Origin of the sequence: Pseudomonas sp. MUP55 (assembly GCF_034043515.1) — a bacterium.
GTDB lineage: Bacteria > Pseudomonadota > Gammaproteobacteria > Pseudomonadales > Pseudomonadaceae > Aquipseudomonas.
Window position 1 is genome coordinate 2,519,199 of the sequence record NZ_CP138214.1, and the last position, 21,302, is coordinate 2,540,500.

Sequence of the window (21,302 nt, forward strand, 5' to 3'; positions counted from 1 at the left end):
GTTCAGAGGCGAGGCTCGTCGTTGGTTTCAAACACGGGCGTGCGCGGTTTGGGGGCCATGCGCTTGCTGGCAAACACCACCAGCGCTTGATAGGCCGCCGGCAGGCAACGGGCGAGCAGGTCGAGGAAATACGCATCGCGGCCGATCAGCACGCGGCGTTTGTTTTTGCGCACACTTTGCAGAATCACCTTGGCGGCCTGATCGGCATCGGTGATAAACAGCTTTTCGAAATCGGCGCGCGCTTGCTGTTCGCTGTGAATCAAAAAGCCGGTCATGTTCGCGTCGATACGGCTGCTGCGGCAGATATCGGTACGAATCCCGCCGGGATGCACGCAGGTGGCGCTGACGCCGCAGCGCTGCAAGTCCAGCTCCTGGCGCAGCGCTTCGGTAAAACCGCGTACCGCGAACTTGCTGGCGTTATAGCCACTCATCCCGGGCTGGGCGAACAGGCCGAACACACTGGAGGTGTTGATGATATGCCCTTCGCCGCTGGCCTTGAGGTAAGGCAGGAACGCCTTGGTGCCGTGCACCACCCCCCAGAAATTGATGCCGACAATCCACTCCAGGTCGGCATAGTCCACGCCTTCCACGGTGCTCGACAGCGCCACCCCGGCATTATTGAAGATCAGGTTGACCTGGCCATGCTCGGCTGCGCACCGCGCCGCCCAGTCGAGCATGGCTTGGCGGTCGGCGACATCCAGTACCTGGGTGGTAACGCTCACCGGCGACAGGGTCGACGTCCTGATCAGGTCTCGTGTGTGCTCCAGTCCCTGGCTGTTCTTGTCGGCCAGGGCCAGGTGGCAGCCTTCCCGTGCCAGGGCCAGGGCCAGTGCACGGCCCATGCCGGAGGCCGCTCCCGTAATCGCCGCGACGCGGCCGCTGAATGACTTCATGACAGACTGCCTTCCGGGGCGCAATGAGGGGTTTGCACTGTGCGCGGGATGGACGCAACCGGTGCCCGGCTGACGTCATAATCCTTGAGCGCAAACTGCCGGGTGACCTGCTTGAAACGCCACGTCGAGGCGGGCCACAGCGTGGTGTTCTTGCCGGTGCGCGGGTCGAGGTACCAGCTCTGGCAACCGCCAGTATTCCAGATGGTGCGCTTGAGCTTGTCCTGCAGTTGCGCGTTGTAGGCCTGCTCCACGGCGGGTTTGACGTCCACCACGGCGATGCGCTGGCGCTGCATCTGTTGCAACGCATCCAGGATGTAAGTGACCTGGGCCTCGATCATCAGGATCATCGAGTTGTGCCCCAGGCCGGTATTGGGTCCGACGATGAGGAACAGGTTGGGATAGCCCGGCACCGTCGTGCCCTTGTAGGCATGGGCGCCGTCGCGCCAGGTGTCCATCAGGTCGACGCCGTTGCGCCCGATGATGCAATCACGGGGCAGGGGATCGGCGGCCTGGAACCCGGTGCCGAAAATCAGGCAATCGGCGGGGTGCTTGATGCCGTCGCGGGTGATCACGCCATCGGCTTCGATGCGCAGCACGGCGTCGGTCACTACCTCGACATTGCTGCGCGACAGCGCGGGGTAGTAGTCGTTGGAGATCAGCACGCGCTTGCAGCCGATGGTGTAGTCCGGTGTGAGGATCTTGCGCAGGGAAGGGCGGGCCACCTGTTTGCGCAAATGACGCAGGGCGATTTTCTGCACCATTTTCATCAGGCGTGGGTGCAGGGCAAAGCCCACCACGCGGCCTTCCAACGTCCAATAAAAGGCGCCGCGCACCAGTTTTTGGGTAAACGGCAGATGCTTGAACAGCCAGCGCTCGACCCTTGAGATCGGCCGGTCGGGCTTGGGCATGATCCAGGGCGGGGTGCGCTGGAACAGGTCAAGATGCGCCACGTGCGGCGCGATCTGCGGAACGAACTGTATCGCACTGGCGCCGGTGCCGATCACTGCCACGCGCTTGCCCTTGAGACTGTAGTCATGGTCCCACTGCTGCGAGTGAAAACGCTTGCCCCTGAAACTCTCCAAACCGGGAATATCCGGCAGTGCCGGGCGCGACAGGCCGCCCATGCCCGACACCAGGACTCGCGCACTGACCTGTCGACCATCGCTGAACGTCAGTTGCCAGCGCTGCTGCTGTTCATCGAACACCGCCCGTTGCAGGCCTGTACCGAAACGCAGGTACGGCGCCAGCTCGAAACGCTGGGCGCAGTGCTCCAGGTAAGCGCGAATCTCCGCTTGCGGGGCAAATTGGCGCGTCCAGTCGGGGTTGGGGGCGAAGGAAAACGAGTAGACATGGGACTGCACGTCGCAGGCACAGCCAGGGTAGTGGTTGTCCCGCCACGTACCGCCAAGCGTATCGGCCTGCTCGGCAACGAAGAAATCGGTCAATCCTGCCTGCTTGAGTTTGATCGCCATGCACAGGCCGGCGAAGCCTGAGCCGATGATGGCGATGTCGATGGTGTCGCTGTGGGCGTTCATAGGCTGTCCTTGGTGGGCATCGGATGCGCTCCGGTTTTTGTTTTGCGTTTTAGATAGAACACCATTGCAAAGGAAAATTGAATTAATTATTTTAAAAAAGATTTTAAATAATCTACCTGAAAATTTCGCCTACGCTAGGACCTTGTTCGATCTGTGGGACTTGTCCGACAGACGACACTGAAGTTGAGTCCAGGGTGTGGACGAAGGCTGAGGCCATGATCAATCCCGATCAGGTCGTCAGCGGCAGGGAAGCAGAGGACCGAACTATGGCTGTCGAGTGGGTTGTCGCTGCGGGTGTGGTGGTAGCTGCGAGCGCTGTGTTGTGGGCGTTCAGCGCCTGGATGACAGGGCGCATTGAAGCGGCCGTTCCGATCAACGGGCGCTTGGTCGAAGTGAATGGCGAGCGCTTTCATTATGTAGAAGAAGGCCAGGGCCCGGCGCTGGTGATGATTCACGGGCTGATGGGCAGCAGCCGCAATCTGACCTACGCGTTATCCGCTCAGTTACGCGGGCAATTTCGCGTGATCAGCGTGGACCGCCCAGGGTCGGGCTATTCCAGTCGGCGCAGTGGCACGGCGGCAGACCTTCCCGCCCAGGCACGCCAGATGGCCGCCTTTATCAAGACCCTCGACCTGGACCAACCGCTGGTGCTCGGGCACTCCCTGGGCGGTGCGATTGCCCTGGCATTGGCCCTCGATCATCCCCACGCGGTGTCCGGCCTGATCCTGGTGGCGCCGCTGACCCATCCCCAGCGCATGTTGCCGTTGGTGTTCCTGGCATTGGCGGTGCGCCCCGCCTGGTTGCGACGCTGGATGTCGCGCACCGTGACGATGCCCGTCGGCCTGCTGACCCAGGGCTCGGTGGTCAAGGGCGTATTCGCCCCCGATGCCGCCCCGCCAGACTTCGCCACCCGTGGTGGTGGTTTGCTGGGTATGCGTCCCGACAATTTCTACGCAGCGTCCACTGAGATCAACCGGGTGAACGATCACTTGCCCGGCATGCTCAAGCGCTACCCGCAACTGACGCTGCCGATCGGCCTTATCTACGGCGCCAGGGACAACGTGCTCGACTTCCAGAAACACGGTCAGGGCTTGGCCAGCACGGTGCCAGGGCTGAAGCTGCAAGTGGTAGAGAACCGCGGGCACATGTTGCCGATTACCGCCCCGGAACGCGTGGCGGCGTTGGTTGAACAGGTTGCCAAACGGGTTCGACCTGCGCCAGGCGCCACCGTATTGCAGGCGCCGTTTGCCATGGCGAGCAAATAAACATGCCATCCGATCCGCGGTTCCAACCCGTCAACGCCTGCCCTAGACACCTGACCGCAGCACTTGAAAAGAGACTGTCCGGTCACGGGAAAAAGGCGTGGATAAACCTGTTGACGACCTAACGATTCCGCGCTATTTATTTAAAAAAATTATTTCAATTTCTATTTTGAAACAGTTTTTGAAATGCCTAAGAGCGAATAAAATAATGAAAAAAACGCCTTTTATCGCATGTATGACTTCTCGCAGTGTTCAGCGCTGCGTAACCCTCTCGGCCGCCTTCGTACGCGTTCGGAGGTTGCCATGAACGCCACCCTCGCTGCGCCAAATGTGTGGGCCGACGGCAAGCGTCACCTCTGGTGGCTCGGCATCATGCCCCTGGCGACCCCACTGCTCTCAGGTGCCCTGGCCATCGGCACCGGTATTCAGCAACTGTGGTGGGTCGGTGTACTGGTGATCTTCGGCTTGATCCCTCTGATCGACGGCCTGTTGGGTGAAGACATCAGCAACCCGCCTGAATCCGCCGTCAGCCACCTTGAATCCCAAAGCTACTACCGCTGGATCGTCTACACCGGCGTGCTGTTTGTGATCGCCTCGGTGGTGGTCACCGGTTGGCTCGCCGCCGGCGGCATCGACTGGATTATCGGCGGCGGGCTCATGCACGCGACCGCCTCGCTCGACCCGTCGAGTTGGGCGGCAAAAGCCGCTGCTTTCATCACCGCACGCACTGAGCTGCACGGTGAAGTCGGCGTGTTTACCTATCTGGGCATGGCGATGTCCACCGGCGCCGCTACCGGCATCGCCATCAATACTGCCCATGAACTGGGGCACAAACCCAAGCCGCTGGAAGTGTTCCTGGCCAAGGTCACCCTGGCACCGACGTTCTACGGGCACTTCTACACCGAACACAATCGGGGCCATCACGTACGCGTTGCCACACCGGAAGACCCCGCCAGTTCGCGCCTGGGTGAAAGCTTCTGGGCCTTCCTGCCGCGTTCGGTATGGTTCAGCGCACGCTCGGCCTGGAACCTGGAGCGCGAACGCCTGCGCAAACTCGGCCTGCCAGCCTGGCACTGGAAGAACGCCGTGCTCAGCGCCTGGATGTACAGCGTGCTGCTGTGGGGCGCGATGATTGCCTGGCTTGGCGTGGCCGTGATTCCGTTCCTGATCATCCAGGGCATCTACGGTTTCTCCTTGCTGGAAGTGGTGAACTATGTCGAGCATTACGGCCTCAAGCGCCAGAAGTTACCCAATGGTCGTTATGAGCGCTGTTCGCCGCGGCACTCCTGGAACAGTAATCGGATTGTCACCAACATCTTTTTATTTCAATTGCAGCGGCATTCCGATCACCATGCCAATCCAACCCGTAGTTATCAGTCGTTGCGCCACTTTGATGAGTCGCCGCAACTTCCCTATGGTTATGCAAGCATGATTGTCTGGGCCTATGTTCCGTACTTGTGGCGGCGGCGCATGGATCATCGAGTGTTAAATCATTATGCCGGTGATATCAGCCTGGCCAATCTGCAGCCGTCGCAGCGCTTGAAGTATCTGGAGAAGTACAGCGGCAGCGCCACACCGTTCTGATTTGAAATAAGACGCCCCATCGGCCATAGGTCGAGATGGACGCTTTCGCCCACTGTTTTCTGATTCAGACGCAAGAAAGTTGTTTAACCCGAACAAAAATAATTTCAAGGGAAGGGCGCACAGATGCAAGTAACTGCCAGGTTCACCACCCACATCGTATTGGCCGCGCTGGGCCTGATTGCCTATCAGCAGGCGCAGGCTGCGCGCATTGAGCCGGCCGGCAGCGCCTTCACCGCGCAGGGCCCCATCAGCTTTTCCAAGGGCAAGCTGATCAGCGCGGACTGCACCATCAAGGTGGCCGGCAAGGTGGCGGCCGATGGCGCATCGGTGAATGTCGACAAGGTTGAATTCGAGGGTGGGCTCAAATGCAGCCGAGTTGAAGCCATCAACTTGCCCTGGGTATTAGTTGCAAAAAACACCAAGAGCGGCTCGATGTCGAACATCAGCGTAGATGTGCATGCCTTTGGCCTGGGCGGCAAGTGTGGTCCTTCTACGGCAGAGGGGACTTGGGATAATGCCACCGGAAAGTTGGAAGCCGCGAATGTACCCATTGGTGATGACTGTCAGATAAAAACGGTGTCGATCAAGATGCCGCCCAGCTTCAAGGTCGTCGAATAAATCAATCGAATTGAAATGAATTTGGCTGGTGTGCGTCGTTCTGCAGTTTCACCGTAACTTCGTGCTCATGGCCATTACCCAGGCGAAATCATTCGCCATTCACTGTGAGGCAAAAATAATGAAAAGTTTGAAAACCCTCGTTTGTGCTACTTCGTTCGCCCTGTGCTTTGGTGCAGTTTCGGTGGCCAATGCAGCCACCATCGCGCCTGCCGGTACCGCATTCACCACCGCCGGTTCCATCACGGTAACGTCGCCCGCTTCGTTGAACCTGCCAGTCACTTGCAACATCGTCTTCACCGGTTCCGTAGCTGCCAATGGGGCGAGTGCCGCGATTACCGGTGCACAGGTCAGCGGTTCCAACGCGCTGTGTGGTGTCCCTCAGTTGCTGGGCCTGCCATGGACCTTGAATGTGGCCAGTGGCGGTCCTGACGCCTTCAACGGTACGGTTTCGGGTGTGAATTTCAAAATTCTCAACAACTGCTCGGCGTCGCCGGTGACCATCAACGTCGGCTTCAAAAACTCCACCAACACGCTGTCCGTACCCAGCGCACAAACGGTTGGTTCCTGCAAGATTACGGCTCTGACCGCTACACCAAGCCCGGCCTTTACCGTAACCCCGTAAGTGCAGTGAGTATTTGACGTGATGATCACACGTTGAAAGACGCCAGTGCCTCGCAAGAGGCACTGGCTGCGGGAAGCCAGGTCGGGACAACCGATCTCGGAGGATAAAAACAATAAGGAGTGGAGCATGAATAATAAGAAGCAACAGGCACGTACGTTATTGAGCCTGGCAATTCTCGGCGGTCTGATCACGGCAACCGGGTACGCACACGCCGGCGGTTTTTCCACGCCGACCTTCGGCGCTCCGGGATGGGGACGTGCCTTCGGTGGTGGCTCACTGTTCCAGAACGATCCTTCTTCGGCCTACAACAACCCGGCCGGCATGGCTTTCATCGACCGCACGATTTCGCAATTCACCGTCGATTACGCGCGTATCAATGTTAAATACAAGGGCACGGCCACGGACTATGCCGGCAACGCACCGGTGGCAGTCGACCCCACGGATCTGAGTTCCACGCCCCGCACGGGCGATGGCGGACAAGGCGGCTTTACCGCCTGGTTGCCAACCGGCTTCATGGTGATACCGATCAACGACCGTTTTGCGTTCGGGCTCAGCCAGGTGGTACCACTGGGTGCGCGCACCACCTGGGATGAGGACTGGATCGGGCGCGATTTTGCCGTCGACACACGCATTGAAACGGTAGGGGTCACAGGCTCCCTGTCGTTCAAGGTCAATGACCAGTTTTCGGTGGGTGCCGGTGCAATTGTCCAGCACACCAAAGGCTTCGTCAGTCAGAACCTCGACCTGTATTCTGCGGCGGCGTTGTCGCCTGAAATCGGCATTGCATTCCCGTCCGGCGTAGGCTCGTCACTGATGCGGGTCAAGGTGGACAACACCTCGGTCGGCTGGTTTGCCGGTGTGGTCTGGAAGCCGACCGAGTTCGATACCCTGGGCCTGAACTACCACGCCAAGATCAAAAACAAACTGGAAGGCAAGTACAGCATCTATGCCGACGAGGCCAACAAGTCGCTCATCGAAGGCGGCTTGCCAGCGCTTGCGTACCCCGGGCTGGACCTCAACGTCAACGGCGCCAAGGCCTCGACGCAACTGGACGTTCCCGCCAACGCGTCCATCGACTGGGTGCACCAGTTCAATGACCGCCTCACGCTGGGCGCCAGCGTCACCTGGACGCAATGGTCGTCGTTCAAGGCGCTGACCTTGAAGTCCGAGGGCACGCAGATTGTGTCGATTCCCTATAACTACAAGGACGCCTGGATGGTGTCGCTGGGTGGCGACTACAAATTTACCGACGACTTCACCTTCCGCGCGGGTGTGGCGACCGACCAGACGCCCACTCGCAACTCGACGCGTGACCCGCGTATCCCGGACGGTGATCGTATTTTTGCCTCCCTGGGGTTTGGCTACAACATCCGTGCCGTTCCTGGTCTGAGCATCGACGGTGCCTACTCGCGGCAATTCGTCGAGAAGGCCAAGCTCAGGACGCACAACCAGGATCGTCTGGGCGGCGCAACGCTTGATGGTAAAGCAGACGCCAAGGGTGAGGTTGTCAGCCTTTCAGCGACCTACGCATTTTGATCTGCCACAGGCGAAGTGCTTGAAACACGCCTGTGATCAACGGGTCGCATAGGCGACCCGTGTTGATGCAATCGGATTTGAGTGGAGAAGGCTGGCCTGTTCAGCCGATATTTTTTCGTCCAATCATTAAATAAAAATTTCAAAACAAAATTTGAATTTGTCTTTCCGAGTTTGTAGTGTGGCGCTACGCCGTCGCTCAATCGGAGCGACCCACGCGGGTGTCACGCCCTGAATCAAGTGAGGTATCCCATGGTTATCTGGTTATTGGTGGGTTTCGCCGCGGCGACGGCCCTGGCGTATCGACAAGCCGCTGCCACCTCGTGGCTGGTCGCCGGCCTGGCATGGTTGGCGGCTGGCTATCTGTTCAACGCAGTCGGCGCATTCGGCGCCGGCGTTGCGGCGGTGCTGGTGGTGCTACCGGCCTTGCTGCTGGCGATCAAACCCCTGCGCCGGGCGCTGTTGACCAGCAAGGCCCTGGGGCTGTTTCGGACGATCATGCCGGCAATGTCCGACACCGAACGGGCGGCCATCGAGTCCGGCACCGTGTGGTGGGACGCCGAGCTGTTCAGCGGCACGCCCAACTGGCAGCGCCTGCTGCAAGCCGCACCGGCCAGCCTGAGTGCCGAAGAGCAGGCGTTCCTCGACAACGAAGTCGAAACCCTGTGCGACATCGCCAATGACTGGGAAACCACCCAGGTATGGCAAGACATGTCCCCCGAGGGCTGGCAGTACACCAAGGACGCCGGCTTTCTCGGCATGATCATTCCCAAGCAATACGGCGGCAAGGGCTTCTCCCACTACGCCCACTCCCAGGTGGTGATGAAGCTGTCGACGCGTTGCTCGGCGGCGGCTATTTCGGTGATGGTGCCCAATTCCCTGGGCCCCGCCGAACTGTTGCTGCATTACGGCACCGATGCCCAGCGCAACTACTACCTCCCGCGTCTGGCCCGAGGTGAGGACATCCCGTGCTTTGCCTTGACCAGCCCCTACGCCGGCTCCGACGCCGGGGCCATCCCCGACGTAGGCGTTGTGTGCAAGGGCTTGCACGAAGGCGAGGAGGTGCTGGGCTTCAGCGTGACCTGGGACAAGCGCTACATCACCCTCGGTCCGATTGCCACGGTGCTGGGCCTGGCCTTCCGTGCCGAAGACCCGGACGGCTTGCTCGGCGTTGCAGGCTCACTGGGTATTACCTGCGCGCTGATTCCCACCTCACATCCGGGCGTGAACAGCGGCCGGCGTCATTGGCCGCTGAACGCGGTATTCCAGAACGGCCCCACCACCGGCAAGGATGTGTTCATCCCGCTGGAGTGGGTGATCGGCGGCCGCGAACAAGTCGGCAACGGCTGGCGCATGCTGATGGAATGCCTGGCGGCGGGGCGGGCGATTTCGCTGCCGTCGGCCAACGTCGGCCTGGGCAAAGTCGCGGTACGTGGCACCACCGCCTACGCCGCGATGCGTAAACAGTTCGGCCTGCCCATCGGCAAGTTCGAAGGCGTGCAGGCGCCACTGGCGCGCATGGCCGGGCACCTGTATGCCTGTGATGCGGTGCGCAAGGTGTCGGTGGCGTCCCTGGATGCCGGCGAGAAACCTTCGGTCATCTCCGCCATCGCCAAGTACCACGTCACCGAGCGCGCGCGCATGATCGTCAACGACGGCATGGACATTGTCGCGGGCAAGGGCATCTGCATGGGGCCCAACAACTTCCTGGCCCGTGCCTACCAGCAAAGCCCCATCGCCATCACGGTGGAAGGCGCGAACATCATGACCCGCTGCCTGATCATCTACGGCCAGGGCCTGATCCGCTGCCATCCCTATGTGTTCCGCGAAATGGAAGCGGCGCGCAACCCGGATCGGCGCAAGGCCCTGGAGGCGTTCGACAGCGCGATGTTCGGCCATGTGAGTTTCGTGCTGGCCAATACCGTGCGCGCGGCGGTGCATGCGCTGACCGGCGGTCGACTGCTGGCTGCCCCGGCCAAGACCGACCCGGCGCTGGCGTCCTACTACCGCCAGGCCAATCGTCTGTCGGTGGTGCTGGCGTTGGTCTCGGACGTGTCCATGGGCGTGCTGGGAGGCGCCCTCAAGCGCAAGGAAAGTATCACCGGGCGCCTGGGCGATGTGCTGTCGCAGTTGTACATCCTCTCCTGCGTGCTCAAGCGCTTTGAGGACGATGGCCGGCCCCAGGCCGATTTGCCGCTGGTGCATTGGGCGGCTCAGGATGCCTTGCTGCGTGCCCATGAGGCGCTGGCCGAGGTACTCGACAATTACCCCTCCAAAGCCGCTGCGGCAGTGCTGCGTACCTTGAGTTTTCCGTTTGGCATACCGCTGCGCAAACCGTCGGATCAGCTGTTGGCGCAAGTCGCCGAGGTGGTGCAGACCCCCGGCGAAACCCGCGACCGTCTGCTGGCCAATTCCTACATCCCCCGTCCGGAAATCGACAAGCTGGCGTATGGCGAACTGGGTTTTCGCTTGTTACCCCAGGTGGAGTTGATCGAGGCGCGGCTCAAGCCCGCCGTCAAGCAAGGCCTGCTCGCGCCGATGCCGATCTCGTCTGCGGCCTTTACCGGCTGGCGCGTCAAGGCGCGGGCGCTGGACCTGATCAGCGACGACGAAGACGCGTTGCTTGCACGCTATGTGGAATACGCCGACCACGGCATCCAGGTCGACGATTTCCCTCAGGACTTCGGGTTGCTGGAGGCCCTGCAGCAGCGCAAACAAGCGTTGGAACCGGTCACCAAGCGTCGTACCAGCCAAAGCGAAAACGCCTCGGTGAACTAAAGGGATACACGGGGCAGTGTGGGAGGGGGCTTGCCCCCGATAGCCGTGTGTCAGCCCAAGCAGATGTGCCTGATAGACCGCCATCGGGGGCAAGCCCCCTCCCACATTCGATTGGGTTTTCAACGCAGGAGGGTGATATGAGTGACCGCTACCTTACTTTCGTCAATTCCCCTTGGGGGCGCCGTGTGGCCCAGGCCGTCGGCTTGCCGCAACCCTTGGCACTGCAACGCCATCGCAGCGGCCAGCCAGGGCTGGTCAACCCGGTGATTCTCGCCGGGGCAGGGCGCCTGGCTGAGTCTGTACAGCGCCTTTTCAGCGCCACTGACACCGTCGCGGCCACCCCGGCAACCCTGCGGGCGCCGTCCACGGTCAAGGTACAGGGCGCGGTGTTCGATGCCACGAACGTGGCCGACCTGGCGCATCTGGACGAGCTCTATGCCTTCTTTCACAGCAACGCCAAACGCCTTGGCCAACACGCCCGCGTGGTGGTGCTCGGCACCGCGCCGGAACACTGCCAGGACCTGCCCCAAGTCGTTGCCCAGCGTGCGCTCGAAGGCCTGGTGCGCTCATTGGCCAAGGAGTTGCGCCGGGCGATCACCGTGCAGCTGATCTACGTGGCGCCCGGCGCCGAAGACGCGCTGGACAGCAGCCTGCGCTTCTTTCTGTCACGTCGTTCGGCCTATGTGTCGGGGCAAGTGATCCGCCTGGAGCCGCCTGTCGACAGCACTACCGCCATCCACTGGGACACGCCGCTGGCCGGCCGTCGCGCCCTGGTGACCGGCGCGTCCCGTGGTATTGGCCTGGCCATCGCCCAGGTGCTGGCGCGCGACGGTGCCCACGTGGTGTGCGTCGACGTGCCCCAAGCGCAGCAGGCGCTGCAACAGGCCGCCGACAGCGTGAACGGCTCGGCGTTGCCCCTGGACATCACCGCGCCGGATGCCGCCGCGTTACTGCAGGCGCATGTCAGCCAATACGGCGCCTTCGATGTGGTGGTGCACAACGCCGGCATTACCCGCGACAAGACCATCGCCAAGATGACCGACGCCGCCTGGCGCAGTGTGCTGGCGGTGAACCTTCAAGCACCGTTGCAGCTCAGCCAGGCGCTGCTGGACCACCAGGGCCTGAACCCCGGCGGGCGCATCGTGTGCGTCTCGTCGATTTCCGGGATCGCCGGCAACCTTGGGCAAAGCAACTACGCCACGTCCAAGGCCGGGGTGATCGGCCTGGTGCAAGGCCTGGCCCCGCGCGCGGCGGTGCGGCAAGTGACGGTGAATGCCGTGGCGCCGGGCTTTATCGAGACGCAGATGACCGCGAAAATCCCGCTGCTGATCCGTGAGGCCGGGCGGCGCATGAATTCCCTGTCCCAGGGCGGCCAACCGGTGGACGTGGCCGAGACCATCGCCTGGCTGGCGCATCCGGCGTCCGGTGGGGTCAATGGCCAGGTGGTGCGGGTGTGCGGGCAAAGCCTGCTGGGGGCCTGAATGGACTACGTGACGCAGATCATCGACCCGCCGCCTTCGCGCGCCCAACTGTTGCTCGCCGGTGCGCGCGGCGTGCGCAAGCCCAAGCCAGATGCCGCGCCGGTATTGCCCAGGGAGCGTCTGGTACGCCCGGCGGTGGAGGTGTCGGGCGGCGCAATCGCCGCCTATGGCCGTGCCTGTGGTTTTCGCCCCGAGCAGGGCGTGCCGCTGTCCTATCCCCATGTGCTGGCGTTCCCGTTGCACTTGATGCTGCTGATCCGGCCCAGCTTCCCGTACCCGGCCAGCGGCATGGTGCACCTGGCCAATCGTATTCGTCAGCACCAGCGCCTGCATGAAGGCCAGGCGCTGCGCCTGGAAGTGTTCTGCGAGCGCTGGGTCGCCCACCCCAAAGGGCAGGCGTTGAGCATCGCGACCCGTGCCTACGGCGCCGAGACCCTGGTGTGGGAAAGTGACAGCCTGTACCTGCGCCGTGGCGTGAAAGATCCGCTGGGAGAGCAGTGGGTCAATGCACTGCCGTTGCAGGAAGATGGCTTGCTGCGCACCCAGCGCTGGGTATTGCCCGCCGATCTGGGGCGCCGATTTGCCAAGGTCTCGGGGGATTTCAATCCGATCCATACCTCGGTGATGGGCGCGAAGCTCTTCGGCTTTCGCCGCGCCATCGCCCACGGCATGTGGACCCTGGGCCGCGCACTGGCGGCACAGCAGCCACCGGGCGGCCTGGACCGCGCCGAGGCCCACTGCGATTTCAAGGTGCCGATCTTCCTGCCCGGCCAGGTCGCCCTGTGGAGTCGCCCGGTGACGGGCCCGCTCCGTGAGTTCGAAGTGCGCAATGCCGCTGGCGACACACCGCATATGCGCGGGTTGTTGCTGTGGGATCAAACGCCTGGAATGAGAGCCTTACATGAGTGAATACAGCTTCAATCCGCCGCCGACTCGACGCGTGGCGATCATCGGCGGCAACCGCCTGCCGTTTGCGCGATCCAACACCGTCTATGCCCAGGACAGCAATCAGGACTTGCTGGTGGCCGCGCTGCAAGGCCTGGTGGATCGCTACAACCTGCACGGCCAGTGCCTGGGTGAATTCGTCGCTGGCGCGGTGATCAAGCATTCGCGCGATTTCAACCTGGCCCGTGAGTCACTGCTGTCCACCACATTGTCGGCGCAGACGCCGGCCTACGATGTGCAGCAAGCCTGCGGCACGGGCCTGGAAGCGGCGTTGCTGGTGGCCAATAAAATCGCCCTTGGCCAGATCGAGGTGGGCATTGCAGGCGGCGCGGACACCACCTCCGATGCGCCGATTGGCATCAACGAGTCCCTGCGCCACACCTTGCTCGCGGCCAATCGGGCCAAGGGCATGGGCGACACGCTGAAAAGCCTGCTGAAGGTGCGCCCGTCGATGTTCTTCAAGCCGCTGCTGCCGCGCAATGGCGAACCCCGCACCGGCCTGTCGATGGGTGAGCACTGCGAAGAAATGGCCAAGCGCTGGCAGATCAAGCGCCTGGCCCAGGATGAATTGACCCTGTGCAGTCATCAACGCCTCGACGCGGCGTACCAGCGCGGCTTTTTCGATGACCTGATCAGCCCTCATCGCGGCCTGGCCCGTGATAACAACCTGCGCCGCGATATCAGCCTGGAAAAACTCGCCAGCCTGGCGCCGGCATTCGACCGCCAGAGCGGCACCCTCACCGCCGGCAACTCAACGCCCCTGACCGACGGCGCGTCGGTGGTGCTGCTGGCCAGCGAAGCCTGGGCCGCTGCAAATGGCTGGCCCGTGCTGGCCTACCTGCGCACTGGCGAAACGGCGGCGGTGAATTTTGTCGACGGCACCGAAGGCCTGTTGATGGCCCCGGCCTACGCCGTACCGCGCATGCTCAAGCGCGAAGGCCTGGGGCTGGCAGACTTTGATTTTTTCGAGATTCACGAAGCCTTCGCCGCCCAGGTGCTGTGCACGCTCAAGGCCTGGGAAGACCCCGACTACTGCCGCGAGCGGCTTGGCCTGGATGCACCGCTGGGCGTCATTGACCGCACCAAGATGAACGTCAACGGTGGCTCGCTTGGCTGCGGTCATCCGTTTGCCGCCACGGGTGGGCGGCAACTGGCGGCATTGGCCAAGGCCATCCATGAGCGCGGCGGCGGACGCGGCTTGATCTCGATCTGTGCGGCGGGCGGGCTGGGTATTACCGCCATCGTCGAAAAGTAGCCCAACCCACAACAACAATAAGGACACTGCCATGAACGCCATCAGCCTGGAACACACCGAACGTATCTGGTTGAACGCCTACCTGCCCGGCGTGCCGGCGGACATCGATGCGGCTATCGAGGAATATCCCTCATTGCGCGAAGTGTTCCTGGAACATCTGGAAAAATTCAGTGAGCGGGTGGCGTATGTCAGCATTGGCACGCCCATGACCTACGCCGACTGGCACCTGCAGGGCAACGCCGTTGCCGCCTGGCTGCAGGGCCAGGGGGTGAAGAAGGGCGACCGCGTCGCGCTGATGATGCCTAATTGCTTGCAGTACCCCATCTGCCTGTTGGGCACCATTCTGGCCGGCGCGGTGGTGGTCAATGTCAACCCGCTGTACACCTCCCATGAGCTCAAGCACCTGCTCAAGGACAGCGGCGCCGAGACCGTGGTGATCTTCGAAAACTTCGCCCACACCCTGGAAAAAGTCATCGCCGGCAGCAGCGTCAAGCGCGTGGTGGTGGCGGCCATCGGCGACTTGCTCGGCACCTTCAAGGGCGCGGCGATGAACTTCATCCTGCGCAGCGTGCAGAAGCAGGTGCCGGCCTTCAGGCTGCCCGGCGCGGTACGCTTCAACCAGGTGCTCAAGCAGGGGCGGGCGCTCACTTATCTGCCCGTCAGCCTGAACCGCGATGAACTGGCTTTCCTTCAATACACCGGCGGCACCACCGGCGATGCCAAGGGCGTGATGCTCAGCCATCGCAATATCATTGCCAACCTGTTGCAAGCCAAGGCCTGGGTCGGTGACCAACTGGACCAGGACCAGCAGGAGACCAACGTCACCTTGCTGCCGCTGTACCACATCTTTTCCCTCACGGTGAACTGCCTGATGTTCATGTGCCTGGGCGGGCGCAATATCCTGATCGCCAACCCACGGGACGTGAAGCGGGTGCAGATGATCCTGCGCAAGGAGCGCTTCAACGGCATTGCCGGGGTCAACACGCTGTTCAACGGTTTGCTGGAGAACAAGGAGTTCTGCGCGCGGGACTTTTCCGACCTGCGCATGGTGATCGCCGGCGGCATGGCCACGCACACGGCGGTGGCCAAGCGCTGGAAGGAAGTCACCGGGTTGCCGATCATCGAGGGCTACGGGCTGACCGAGTGTTCACCGGTGGTGAGCATCAGCCCCATCGACATCAGCCGCATGCGCGAAATGGAATTCACCGGCAGCATCGGCGTGCCATTGCCGTCGACCTGGGTGCGCTTTGTGCGTGAAGACGGCGAGTTGGCCGAGGTCGGCGAGCAGGGCGAACTGCAGGTGCGCGGCCCGCAAGTGATGCAGGGGTACTGGAAACGCCCCAGGGAAACCGCCGAGGTGCTGGATGCTGAGGGCTGGTTGTCCACCGGTGACATCGGGGTGATGGATGAGCGCGGCTACATCCGGCTGGTGGACCGCAAGAAGGACATGATCCTGGTCTCGGGCTTCAACGTGTACCCGAACGAAATCGAGGACGTGGTGGCGATGCACCCCGGTGTGGCGGAAGTGGCGGCGATTGGCGTGGAAGATGGCGTGACCGGCGAGAAGGTCAAGATCATCGTGGTGCGCAAGGACCCGAGCCTGACCCAGGCGCAGATCCTCGCCCATTGCCGGGAGTATCTGACCGGCTACAAGGTGCCGCGCTACGTGGAATTTCGCACCACCGAACTGCCCAAAACCACGGTAGGCAAAGTGCTGCGCCGCGCCTTGCGCTAACGTGAGGCCACTGGTGCTCTAAGTGTGGGAGGGGGCTTGCCCCCGATAGCGGTACACCAGTCACCACATCCAGTGAATGACCCACCGCCATCGGGGGCAAGCCCCCTCCCACAGTTCAGACGGTGTTCACATTGACCCAGCGATCTTGCTGAGCGGCGTGGCGAATCGCCGTCGCCAGCCGCTCCACCGCCCACGCCGCCTCGAAATCAGTGCCGTGGGCTCCTTGCCCCGCCAGCGCCATGATCAATTCCTGAACCTCCAGCGTCTTCAACTCGTTGTACCCAAGCTGATGGCCCGCCGCCGGGCTGAACGCGGCGTAACCGGGCAGGGCTGGGCCGGCAAGCAGGCGCTGGAAGCCGTCCTGGCCGACGCGGCACAGGCGCAGTTCGTTCAGGCGCTCCTGATCGAACGCCAGCGTGCCCAGGGTGCCGCTGATTTCAAAACTCAGGTGGTTCTTGTAGCCATGCTTGAGCCAACTGCTGCTCACCGTGCCGCGCGCGCCGTTGGCAAAACGCAAGAGGGCATGGACCTGATCATCCACGGCGATGGCCTTCAGCTCGTGGCTGCCTTTGAGGGCCGGCCGTTGCCCGTGGACGGTCTGGGTGTCGGCGCACACGCTGACCACATCGCCCACCAGGTAGTGGGCCATCGACAGCAAATGACTGCCCAGGTCGGCCAGCGCGCCGCCAGCGTGTTCCACCTCGCAGCGCCACGACCAGGGCGAGGTCGGGTCGGCCATGAAGTCTTCGCTGAACTCGCCCTGGAAACTGATGATCTGGCCAAGCTCGCCGCTGGCGATCATCTGACGCGCCAGCACGATCATCGGGTTGTGCTGGTAGTTGTAGCCTACCCGCGTCACCACCCCGGCCGCGCTGGCGGCGCGACGCATGGCATCGGCCTGTTCCAGGCTGACGGCCAGCGGCTTCTCGCAATACACCGCCTTGCCCGCCGCGATCGCTGCCATGGCCATGGGGTAGTGCAGATGATTAGGCGTGGTGATGGCCACGACATCGACCTTGGGATCGTCGATCAATGCCTGCCAGTCCGCATGGGCCTGGGCAAAGCCCCAAGCGCTGGCGCAACGTTGCGCCCGCTCGGTGTCGGCATCGGCCAGCGCAGCCAGCTTGAGCGTGACGGGCAGTTCGAACACCGCCCTGGCATTGTTGAACGCCAGCGCGTGGGCGCGCCCCATGAAGCCTGTGCCGATCAAGCCGATTCCGAGTTCACGCATCGCCGTGGTCCTTTGGATTATTATTGTCAGGAGGCGTATTAATGGAATAAATATTCCCAAAACTCAATAGATGGAATAAAAATTCACCTTTCTCGCGACGACCCGATCGTTCCCACACTCCGCGTGGTAACGCCGCATGAGACGCTCCGCGTCCTGTAGCACCATCATTTCCACTGATGCAGCTATATTCAGCGAGTGGCCAAACGCCGCCAGTTAACAAAAGATAACGTAGCGCCGATTGTCAGACGATTCCAAAGCCCGATAGGATGGCCCGAGCTTGCTTGCGGCGCTCTAGATTGCAGGTTTCAGAGCCCCGCGCAAAGCACCGCGACCTAACAATAATAAATGGGAGAAAGGTCTATGAGTGAGCCTGTCATGGGTTGGGTTGTTTGCCGCCCACGCGCCGCACGCACGCTTGCGTTGCTGGCCACAGCGCTCTCGCTGTTTGGAGCCGTTGCGTTACCCGGCGTCGTCCAGGCCGCCAGCGATACCCCCGCCGCGGCGGTGTTTGCGATTGAATCCCCCAAGGCCGCCAAAGGCCTGATGATTGACGTGGTCCACGCCGGCCAGCGCCTGGTGGCGGTGGGTGATCGCGGCCACATCCTCTATTCCGATGACCAGGGCAGCACCTGGACCCAAGCCAAAGTGCCCACCCGGCAACTGCTCACGGCGGTGTTTTTCGTCGATGCCAAGCACGGCTGGGCGGTCGGCCATGATGCGCAGATCCTTGCCAGCAGCGACGGCGGCGCCAACTGGACCCAGCAATACCAGGACCTCAAGCGCGAAGCGCCGTTGCTCGACCTGTGGTTCAACGACGCCAATCACGGCCTGGCCGTGGGCGCCTACGGTGCGCTGGTCGAGACCAACGACGGCGGCAAGACCTGGGAAGACGTCAGCGAGCGCCTCGACAACGAAGACCAGTTCCACCTCAATGCCATCGCCTCCATCAAGGACGCCGGCCTGTTTATCGTCGGCGAGCAGGGCAGCATGTTCCGCTCCAGCGATGACGGCCAGACCTGGGAAAAGCTCGAAGGCCCCTACGAGGGCTCGCTGTTTGGCGTGATCGGCACCGCTCAACCGCACACCCTGTTGGCCTACGGCCTGCGCGGCAACCTTTACCGCTCCACCGACTTCGGCAGCACTTGGGAGCAGGTTGAGTTGAATGCGGCCCGTGGCGCCCTCGAATTCGGCCTGTCGGGCGCCACCTTGTTGGACGACGGTTCCATCGTGGTGGTGGGCAATGGCGGCAGCGTGGTAGTCAGCCACGACGACGGCCAGAGCTTCAGCGTATTCAACCGCCCGGACCGCATTTCGCTGTCGGCGGTGACGGCGGCGGGTAACGGTAATTTGATTCTGGCCGGACAGGGTGGTGTTCGCGTCGCAATGCCCACTGGCGCAGAACCGATAAAACAATAAGAAGGCGGGGCAAGCATGAGCAGTCATCACAACGATAAAGCGACCTTCCTTGAGCGCCTGATCTTCAACAACCGCCCGGCAGTGATCGTTATCTGCCTGCTGGTGAGCATTTTCCTGTTCTGGCAGGCGACCTTGATTCGCCCGTCCACCAGCTTTGAAAAAATGATCCCCCTCAAGCACCCCTTCATCGAAAAGATGATGGAGCACCGCAACGACCTGGCCAACCTGGGCAACACGGTGCGTATTTCGGTAGAAGCCAGGGACGGTGACATCTTTACCCAGGCGTACATGGAGACCCTGAGGCAGATCAACGACGAGGTGTTCTACATCTCCGGCGTCGACCGCTCGGGCCTCAAGTCGCTGTGGAGCCCCAGCGTGCGCTGGACCGAAGTGACCGAGGAAGGCTTTGCCGGCGGGGAAGTGATCCCGCAGAGCTACAACGGCTCGCCGCAAAGCCTCGACCAGTTGCGAAACAACGTGCTCAAGTCCGGCCAGGTCGGCCGCCTGGTGTCCAACGATTTCAAGTCGAGCATCGTCGATATCCCGCTGCTGGAGTCCTATCCGGACCCGCAGGACCAGGGCAAGTTGCTGGCCCTGGACTACCGCAAGTTCTCCCATGAACTGGAAGAGAAGATCCGCGACAAGTTCGAAGCGCAGAACCCCAACGTCAAGATTCACATCGTCGGCTTCGCCAAAAAGGTGGGTGACCTGATCGATGGCCTGGTGATGGTGGTGATGTTCTTCGGCATCGCCTTCGTCATCACCCTGATCCTGCTGCTGTGGTTCACCAACTGCCTGCGCAGCACCATCGCGGTGCTGAGCACCACGCTGGTGGCGGTGGTCTGGCAGCTCGGCCTGATGCACTTCTTCGGCTTCGGGCTCGATCCGTATTCGATGCTGGTGCCGTTTCTGATCTTCGCCATCGGTATCTCCCACGGGGTCCAGAAGATCAACGGCATCGCCCTGCAGTCCAGCGAGGCGGACAACGCCCTGACCGCCGCGCGGCGCACCTTCCGCCAACTGTTCCTGCCGGGCATGATCGCGATCCTCGCCGACGCGGTCGGCTTTATCACCTTGCTGATCATCGACATCGGCGTGATCCGCGAACTGGCCATCGGTGCGTCCATCGGCGTGGCGGTGATCGTGTTCACCAACCTGATCCTGCTGCCGGTGGCGATTTCCTATGTGGGCATCAGCCCGCGGGCCATCGCCAAAAGCAAGAAAGACGCGAACCGCGAACACCCGTTCTGGCGCCTGCTGTCGAACTTCGCCAGCCCGAAAGTCGCGCCGATTTCCATCGCGCTGGCGCTGGTCGCCTTTGGCGGCGGCCTCTGGTACAGCCAGAACCTCAAGATCGGCGACCTGGACCAGGGCGCGCCGGAACTGCGCCCGGATTCGCGCTACAACAAGGACAACAACTTCATCATCAGCAACTACTCCACCAGCTCCGACGTGCTGGTGGTGATGGTCAAGACGAAAGCCGAAGGCTGCTCGCGCTATGAAGCCATGGCGCCGATCGACCAGTTGATGTGGAAAATGCAGAACACCGAGGGCGTGCAGTCGGCGATCTCGCTGGTGACCGTGTCCAAGCAGATGATCAAGGGCATGAACGAGGGCAACCTGAAATGGGAAACCCTGTCGCGCAACCCTGACGTGCTGAACAACTCCATCGCCCGCGCCGATGGCCTGTACAACAACAACTGCTCCCTGGCCCCGGTGCTGGTGTTCCTCAACGATCACAAGGCTGAGACCCTCGACCGCGCGGTGCATGCGGTGCAGGACTTCGCCAAGGAGAACAACAAGGAAGGCCTGGAATTCATCCTCGCCGCCGGTAACGCCGGGATCGAGGCGGCCACCAACGAGGTGATCAAGGAATCGGAGCTGATCATCCTGATCCTGGTGTACCTGTGCGTGGCCACCATGTGCATGATCACCTTCCGCTCCTGGGCGGCCACCCTGTGCATCGTGCTGCCGTTGGTGCTGACCTCGGTGCTGGGCAACGCGCTGATGGCGTTCATGGGCATCGGCGTCAAGGTTGCGACCCTGCCGGTGGTGGCGTTGGGCGTGGGCATCGGCGTGGACTACGGCATCTACATCTACAGCCGCCTGGAAAGCTTCCTGCGTGCGGGCTTGCCGTTGCAGGAAGCCTATTACCAGACGCTGAAGTCCACCGGCAAAGCCGTGCTGTTCACCGGCCTGTGCCTGGCCATCGGCGTGTGCACCTGGATCTTCTCGGCCATCAAGTTCCAGGCCGACATGGGCCTGATGCTCACCTTCATGCTGCTGTGGAACATGTTCGGTGCGCTATGGCTGCTGCCGGCGCTGGCGCGGTTTTTGATCAAGCCCGAGAAGCTGGCCGGGCAGAAAGGCAACTCGCTGTTCGCCCATTGACCCGCCGGCAGGCGCGATACCTC

15 protein-coding genes are annotated in these 21,302 nt (G+C 62.0%); 12 read left to right on the plus strand and 3 right to left on the minus strand.

Annotation, left to right across the window (positions count from 1 at the left end; genetic code table 11):
• Nucleotides 1–2 precede the first annotated feature (2 nt).
• Both SC318_RS11370 and SC318_RS11375 read right to left on the minus strand, forming a co-directional pair.
• On the minus strand, nucleotides 3–893 hold the full coding sequence (locus SC318_RS11370) for an SDR family NAD(P)-dependent oxidoreductase (protein WP_320430867.1): 891 nt from the start codon (nucleotides 891–893) through the stop codon (nucleotides 3–5).
• Entirely contained in the window at nucleotides 890–2,428 is a 1,539-nt protein-coding gene (locus tag SC318_RS11375; RefSeq protein ID WP_320430868.1) for a flavin-containing monooxygenase, read from the minus strand. Before SC318_RS11375 ends, SC318_RS11370 begins: the two co-directional genes overlap by 4 nt.
• Nucleotides 2,429–2,694: 266 nt before the next feature.
• Here SC318_RS11375 and SC318_RS11380 point away from each other — a divergent pair, with 266 nt between their 5' ends.
• The 10 genes from SC318_RS11380 to SC318_RS11425 all read left to right on the plus strand — a co-directional run bounded on the left by SC318_RS11380 (nucleotide 2,695) and on the right by SC318_RS11425 (nucleotide 16,241).
• On the plus strand, nucleotides 2,695–3,693 hold the full coding sequence (locus SC318_RS11380) for an alpha/beta fold hydrolase (protein WP_320430869.1): 999 nt from the start codon (nucleotides 2,695–2,697) through the stop codon (nucleotides 3,691–3,693).
• Nucleotides 3,694–3,993: 300 nt separating this feature from the next.
• Entirely contained in the window at nucleotides 3,994–5,274 is a 1,281-nt protein-coding gene (locus SC318_RS11385; RefSeq protein ID WP_320430870.1) for an alkane 1-monooxygenase, read from the plus strand.
• A 123-nt stretch (nucleotides 5,275–5,397) separates the two neighbouring features.
• A complete protein-coding gene (gene praA / locus SC318_RS11390) occupies nucleotides 5,398–5,892 on the plus strand; it encodes an alkane oxidation protein activator PraA (RefSeq protein ID WP_320430871.1) in 495 nt (164 codons plus the stop codon).
• A gap of 118 nt (nucleotides 5,893–6,010) precedes the next feature.
• Entirely contained in the window at nucleotides 6,011–6,514 is a 504-nt protein-coding gene (gene praB / locus SC318_RS11395; protein WP_306494895.1) for an alkane oxidation protein activator PraB, read from the plus strand.
• Between the two features lie 126 nt (nucleotides 6,515–6,640).
• A complete protein-coding gene (locus SC318_RS11400) occupies nucleotides 6,641–8,050 on the plus strand; it encodes an outer membrane protein transport protein (protein WP_320430872.1) in 1,410 nt (469 codons plus the stop codon).
• Nucleotides 8,051–8,299: 249 nt separating this feature from the next.
• Complete coding sequence (locus SC318_RS11405) at nucleotides 8,300–10,825, plus strand: acyl-CoA dehydrogenase (protein WP_320430873.1); 2,526 nt, start codon at nucleotides 8,300–8,302, stop codon at nucleotides 10,823–10,825.
• Nucleotides 10,826–10,962: 137 nt separating this feature from the next.
• A complete protein-coding gene (locus SC318_RS11410) occupies nucleotides 10,963–12,306 on the plus strand; it encodes a 3-oxoacyl-ACP reductase (protein WP_320430874.1) in 1,344 nt (447 codons plus the stop codon).
• Nucleotides 12,307–13,215, plus strand: a complete 909-nt coding sequence (locus SC318_RS11415) for a MaoC family dehydratase (RefSeq protein ID WP_320430875.1) — start codon at nucleotides 12,307–12,309, stop codon at nucleotides 13,213–13,215.
• Nucleotides 13,208–14,506, plus strand: a complete 1,299-nt coding sequence (locus SC318_RS11420; protein WP_320430876.1) for an acetyl-CoA C-acetyltransferase — start codon at nucleotides 13,208–13,210, stop codon at nucleotides 14,504–14,506. Before SC318_RS11415 ends, SC318_RS11420 begins: the two co-directional genes overlap by 8 nt.
• 31 nt (nucleotides 14,507–14,537) lie before the next feature.
• Nucleotides 14,538–16,241, plus strand: coding sequence for an AMP-binding protein (locus tag SC318_RS11425; RefSeq protein WP_320430877.1), 1,704 nt, complete (start codon nucleotides 14,538–14,540; stop codon nucleotides 16,239–16,241).
• 115 nt (nucleotides 16,242–16,356) lie between these two features.
• Here the strand turns inward: SC318_RS11425 and SC318_RS11430 are convergent, their stop codons facing one another.
• Nucleotides 16,357–17,472: a Gfo/Idh/MocA family protein gene (locus tag SC318_RS11430; RefSeq protein WP_320430878.1), complete on the minus strand. Its 1,116-nt coding sequence runs from the start codon at nucleotides 17,470–17,472 to the stop codon at nucleotides 16,357–16,359.
• Between the two features lie 375 nt (nucleotides 17,473–17,847).
• Here SC318_RS11430 and SC318_RS11435 point away from each other — a divergent pair, with 375 nt between their 5' ends.
• Nucleotides 17,848–18,888, plus strand: a complete 1,041-nt coding sequence (locus SC318_RS11435) for a WD40/YVTN/BNR-like repeat-containing protein (protein ID WP_320431218.1) — start codon at nucleotides 17,848–17,850, stop codon at nucleotides 18,886–18,888.
• Nucleotides 18,889–18,903: 15 nt separating this feature from the next.
• Nucleotides 18,904–21,279: an efflux RND transporter permease subunit gene (locus SC318_RS11440; protein ID WP_320430879.1), complete on the plus strand. Its 2,376-nt coding sequence runs from the start codon at nucleotides 18,904–18,906 to the stop codon at nucleotides 21,277–21,279.
• The last annotated feature ends 23 nt before the right edge of the window (nucleotides 21,280–21,302 follow it).

Excerpts from the sequence above, each read along its gene's own strand:
- SC318_RS11370 (WP_320430867.1), bottom strand. The coding sequence starts at position 893 with ATGAAGTCATTCAGCGGCCGCGTCGCGGCGATTACGGGAGCGGCCTCC.
- SC318_RS11375 (WP_320430868.1), bottom strand. The coding sequence starts at position 2,428 with ATGAACGCCCACAGCGACACCATCGACATCGCCATCATCGGCTCAGGC.
- SC318_RS11380 (WP_320430869.1), top strand. The coding sequence starts at position 2,695 with ATGGCTGTCGAGTGGGTTGTCGCTGCGGGTGTGGTGGTAGCTGCGAGC.
- SC318_RS11385 (WP_320430870.1), top strand. The coding sequence starts at position 3,994 with ATGAACGCCACCCTCGCTGCGCCAAATGTGTGGGCCGACGGCAAGCGT.
- praA (WP_320430871.1), top strand. The coding sequence starts at position 5,398 with ATGCAAGTAACTGCCAGGTTCACCACCCACATCGTATTGGCCGCGCTG.
- praB (WP_306494895.1), top strand. The coding sequence starts at position 6,011 with ATGAAAAGTTTGAAAACCCTCGTTTGTGCTACTTCGTTCGCCCTGTGC.
- SC318_RS11400 (WP_320430872.1), top strand. The coding sequence starts at position 6,641 with ATGAATAATAAGAAGCAACAGGCACGTACGTTATTGAGCCTGGCAATT.
- SC318_RS11405 (WP_320430873.1), top strand. The coding sequence starts at position 8,300 with ATGGTTATCTGGTTATTGGTGGGTTTCGCCGCGGCGACGGCCCTGGCG.
- SC318_RS11410 (WP_320430874.1), top strand. The coding sequence starts at position 10,963 with ATGAGTGACCGCTACCTTACTTTCGTCAATTCCCCTTGGGGGCGCCGT.
- SC318_RS11415 (WP_320430875.1), top strand. The coding sequence starts at position 12,307 with ATGGACTACGTGACGCAGATCATCGACCCGCCGCCTTCGCGCGCCCAA.
- SC318_RS11420 (WP_320430876.1), top strand. The coding sequence starts at position 13,208 with ATGAGTGAATACAGCTTCAATCCGCCGCCGACTCGACGCGTGGCGATC.
- SC318_RS11425 (WP_320430877.1), top strand. The coding sequence starts at position 14,538 with ATGAACGCCATCAGCCTGGAACACACCGAACGTATCTGGTTGAACGCC.
- SC318_RS11430 (WP_320430878.1), bottom strand. The coding sequence starts at position 17,472 with ATGCGTGAACTCGGAATCGGCTTGATCGGCACAGGCTTCATGGGGCGC.
- SC318_RS11435 (WP_320431218.1), top strand. The coding sequence starts at position 17,848 with ATGGGTTGGGTTGTTTGCCGCCCACGCGCCGCACGCACGCTTGCGTTG.
- SC318_RS11440 (WP_320430879.1), top strand. The coding sequence starts at position 18,904 with ATGAGCAGTCATCACAACGATAAAGCGACCTTCCTTGAGCGCCTGATC.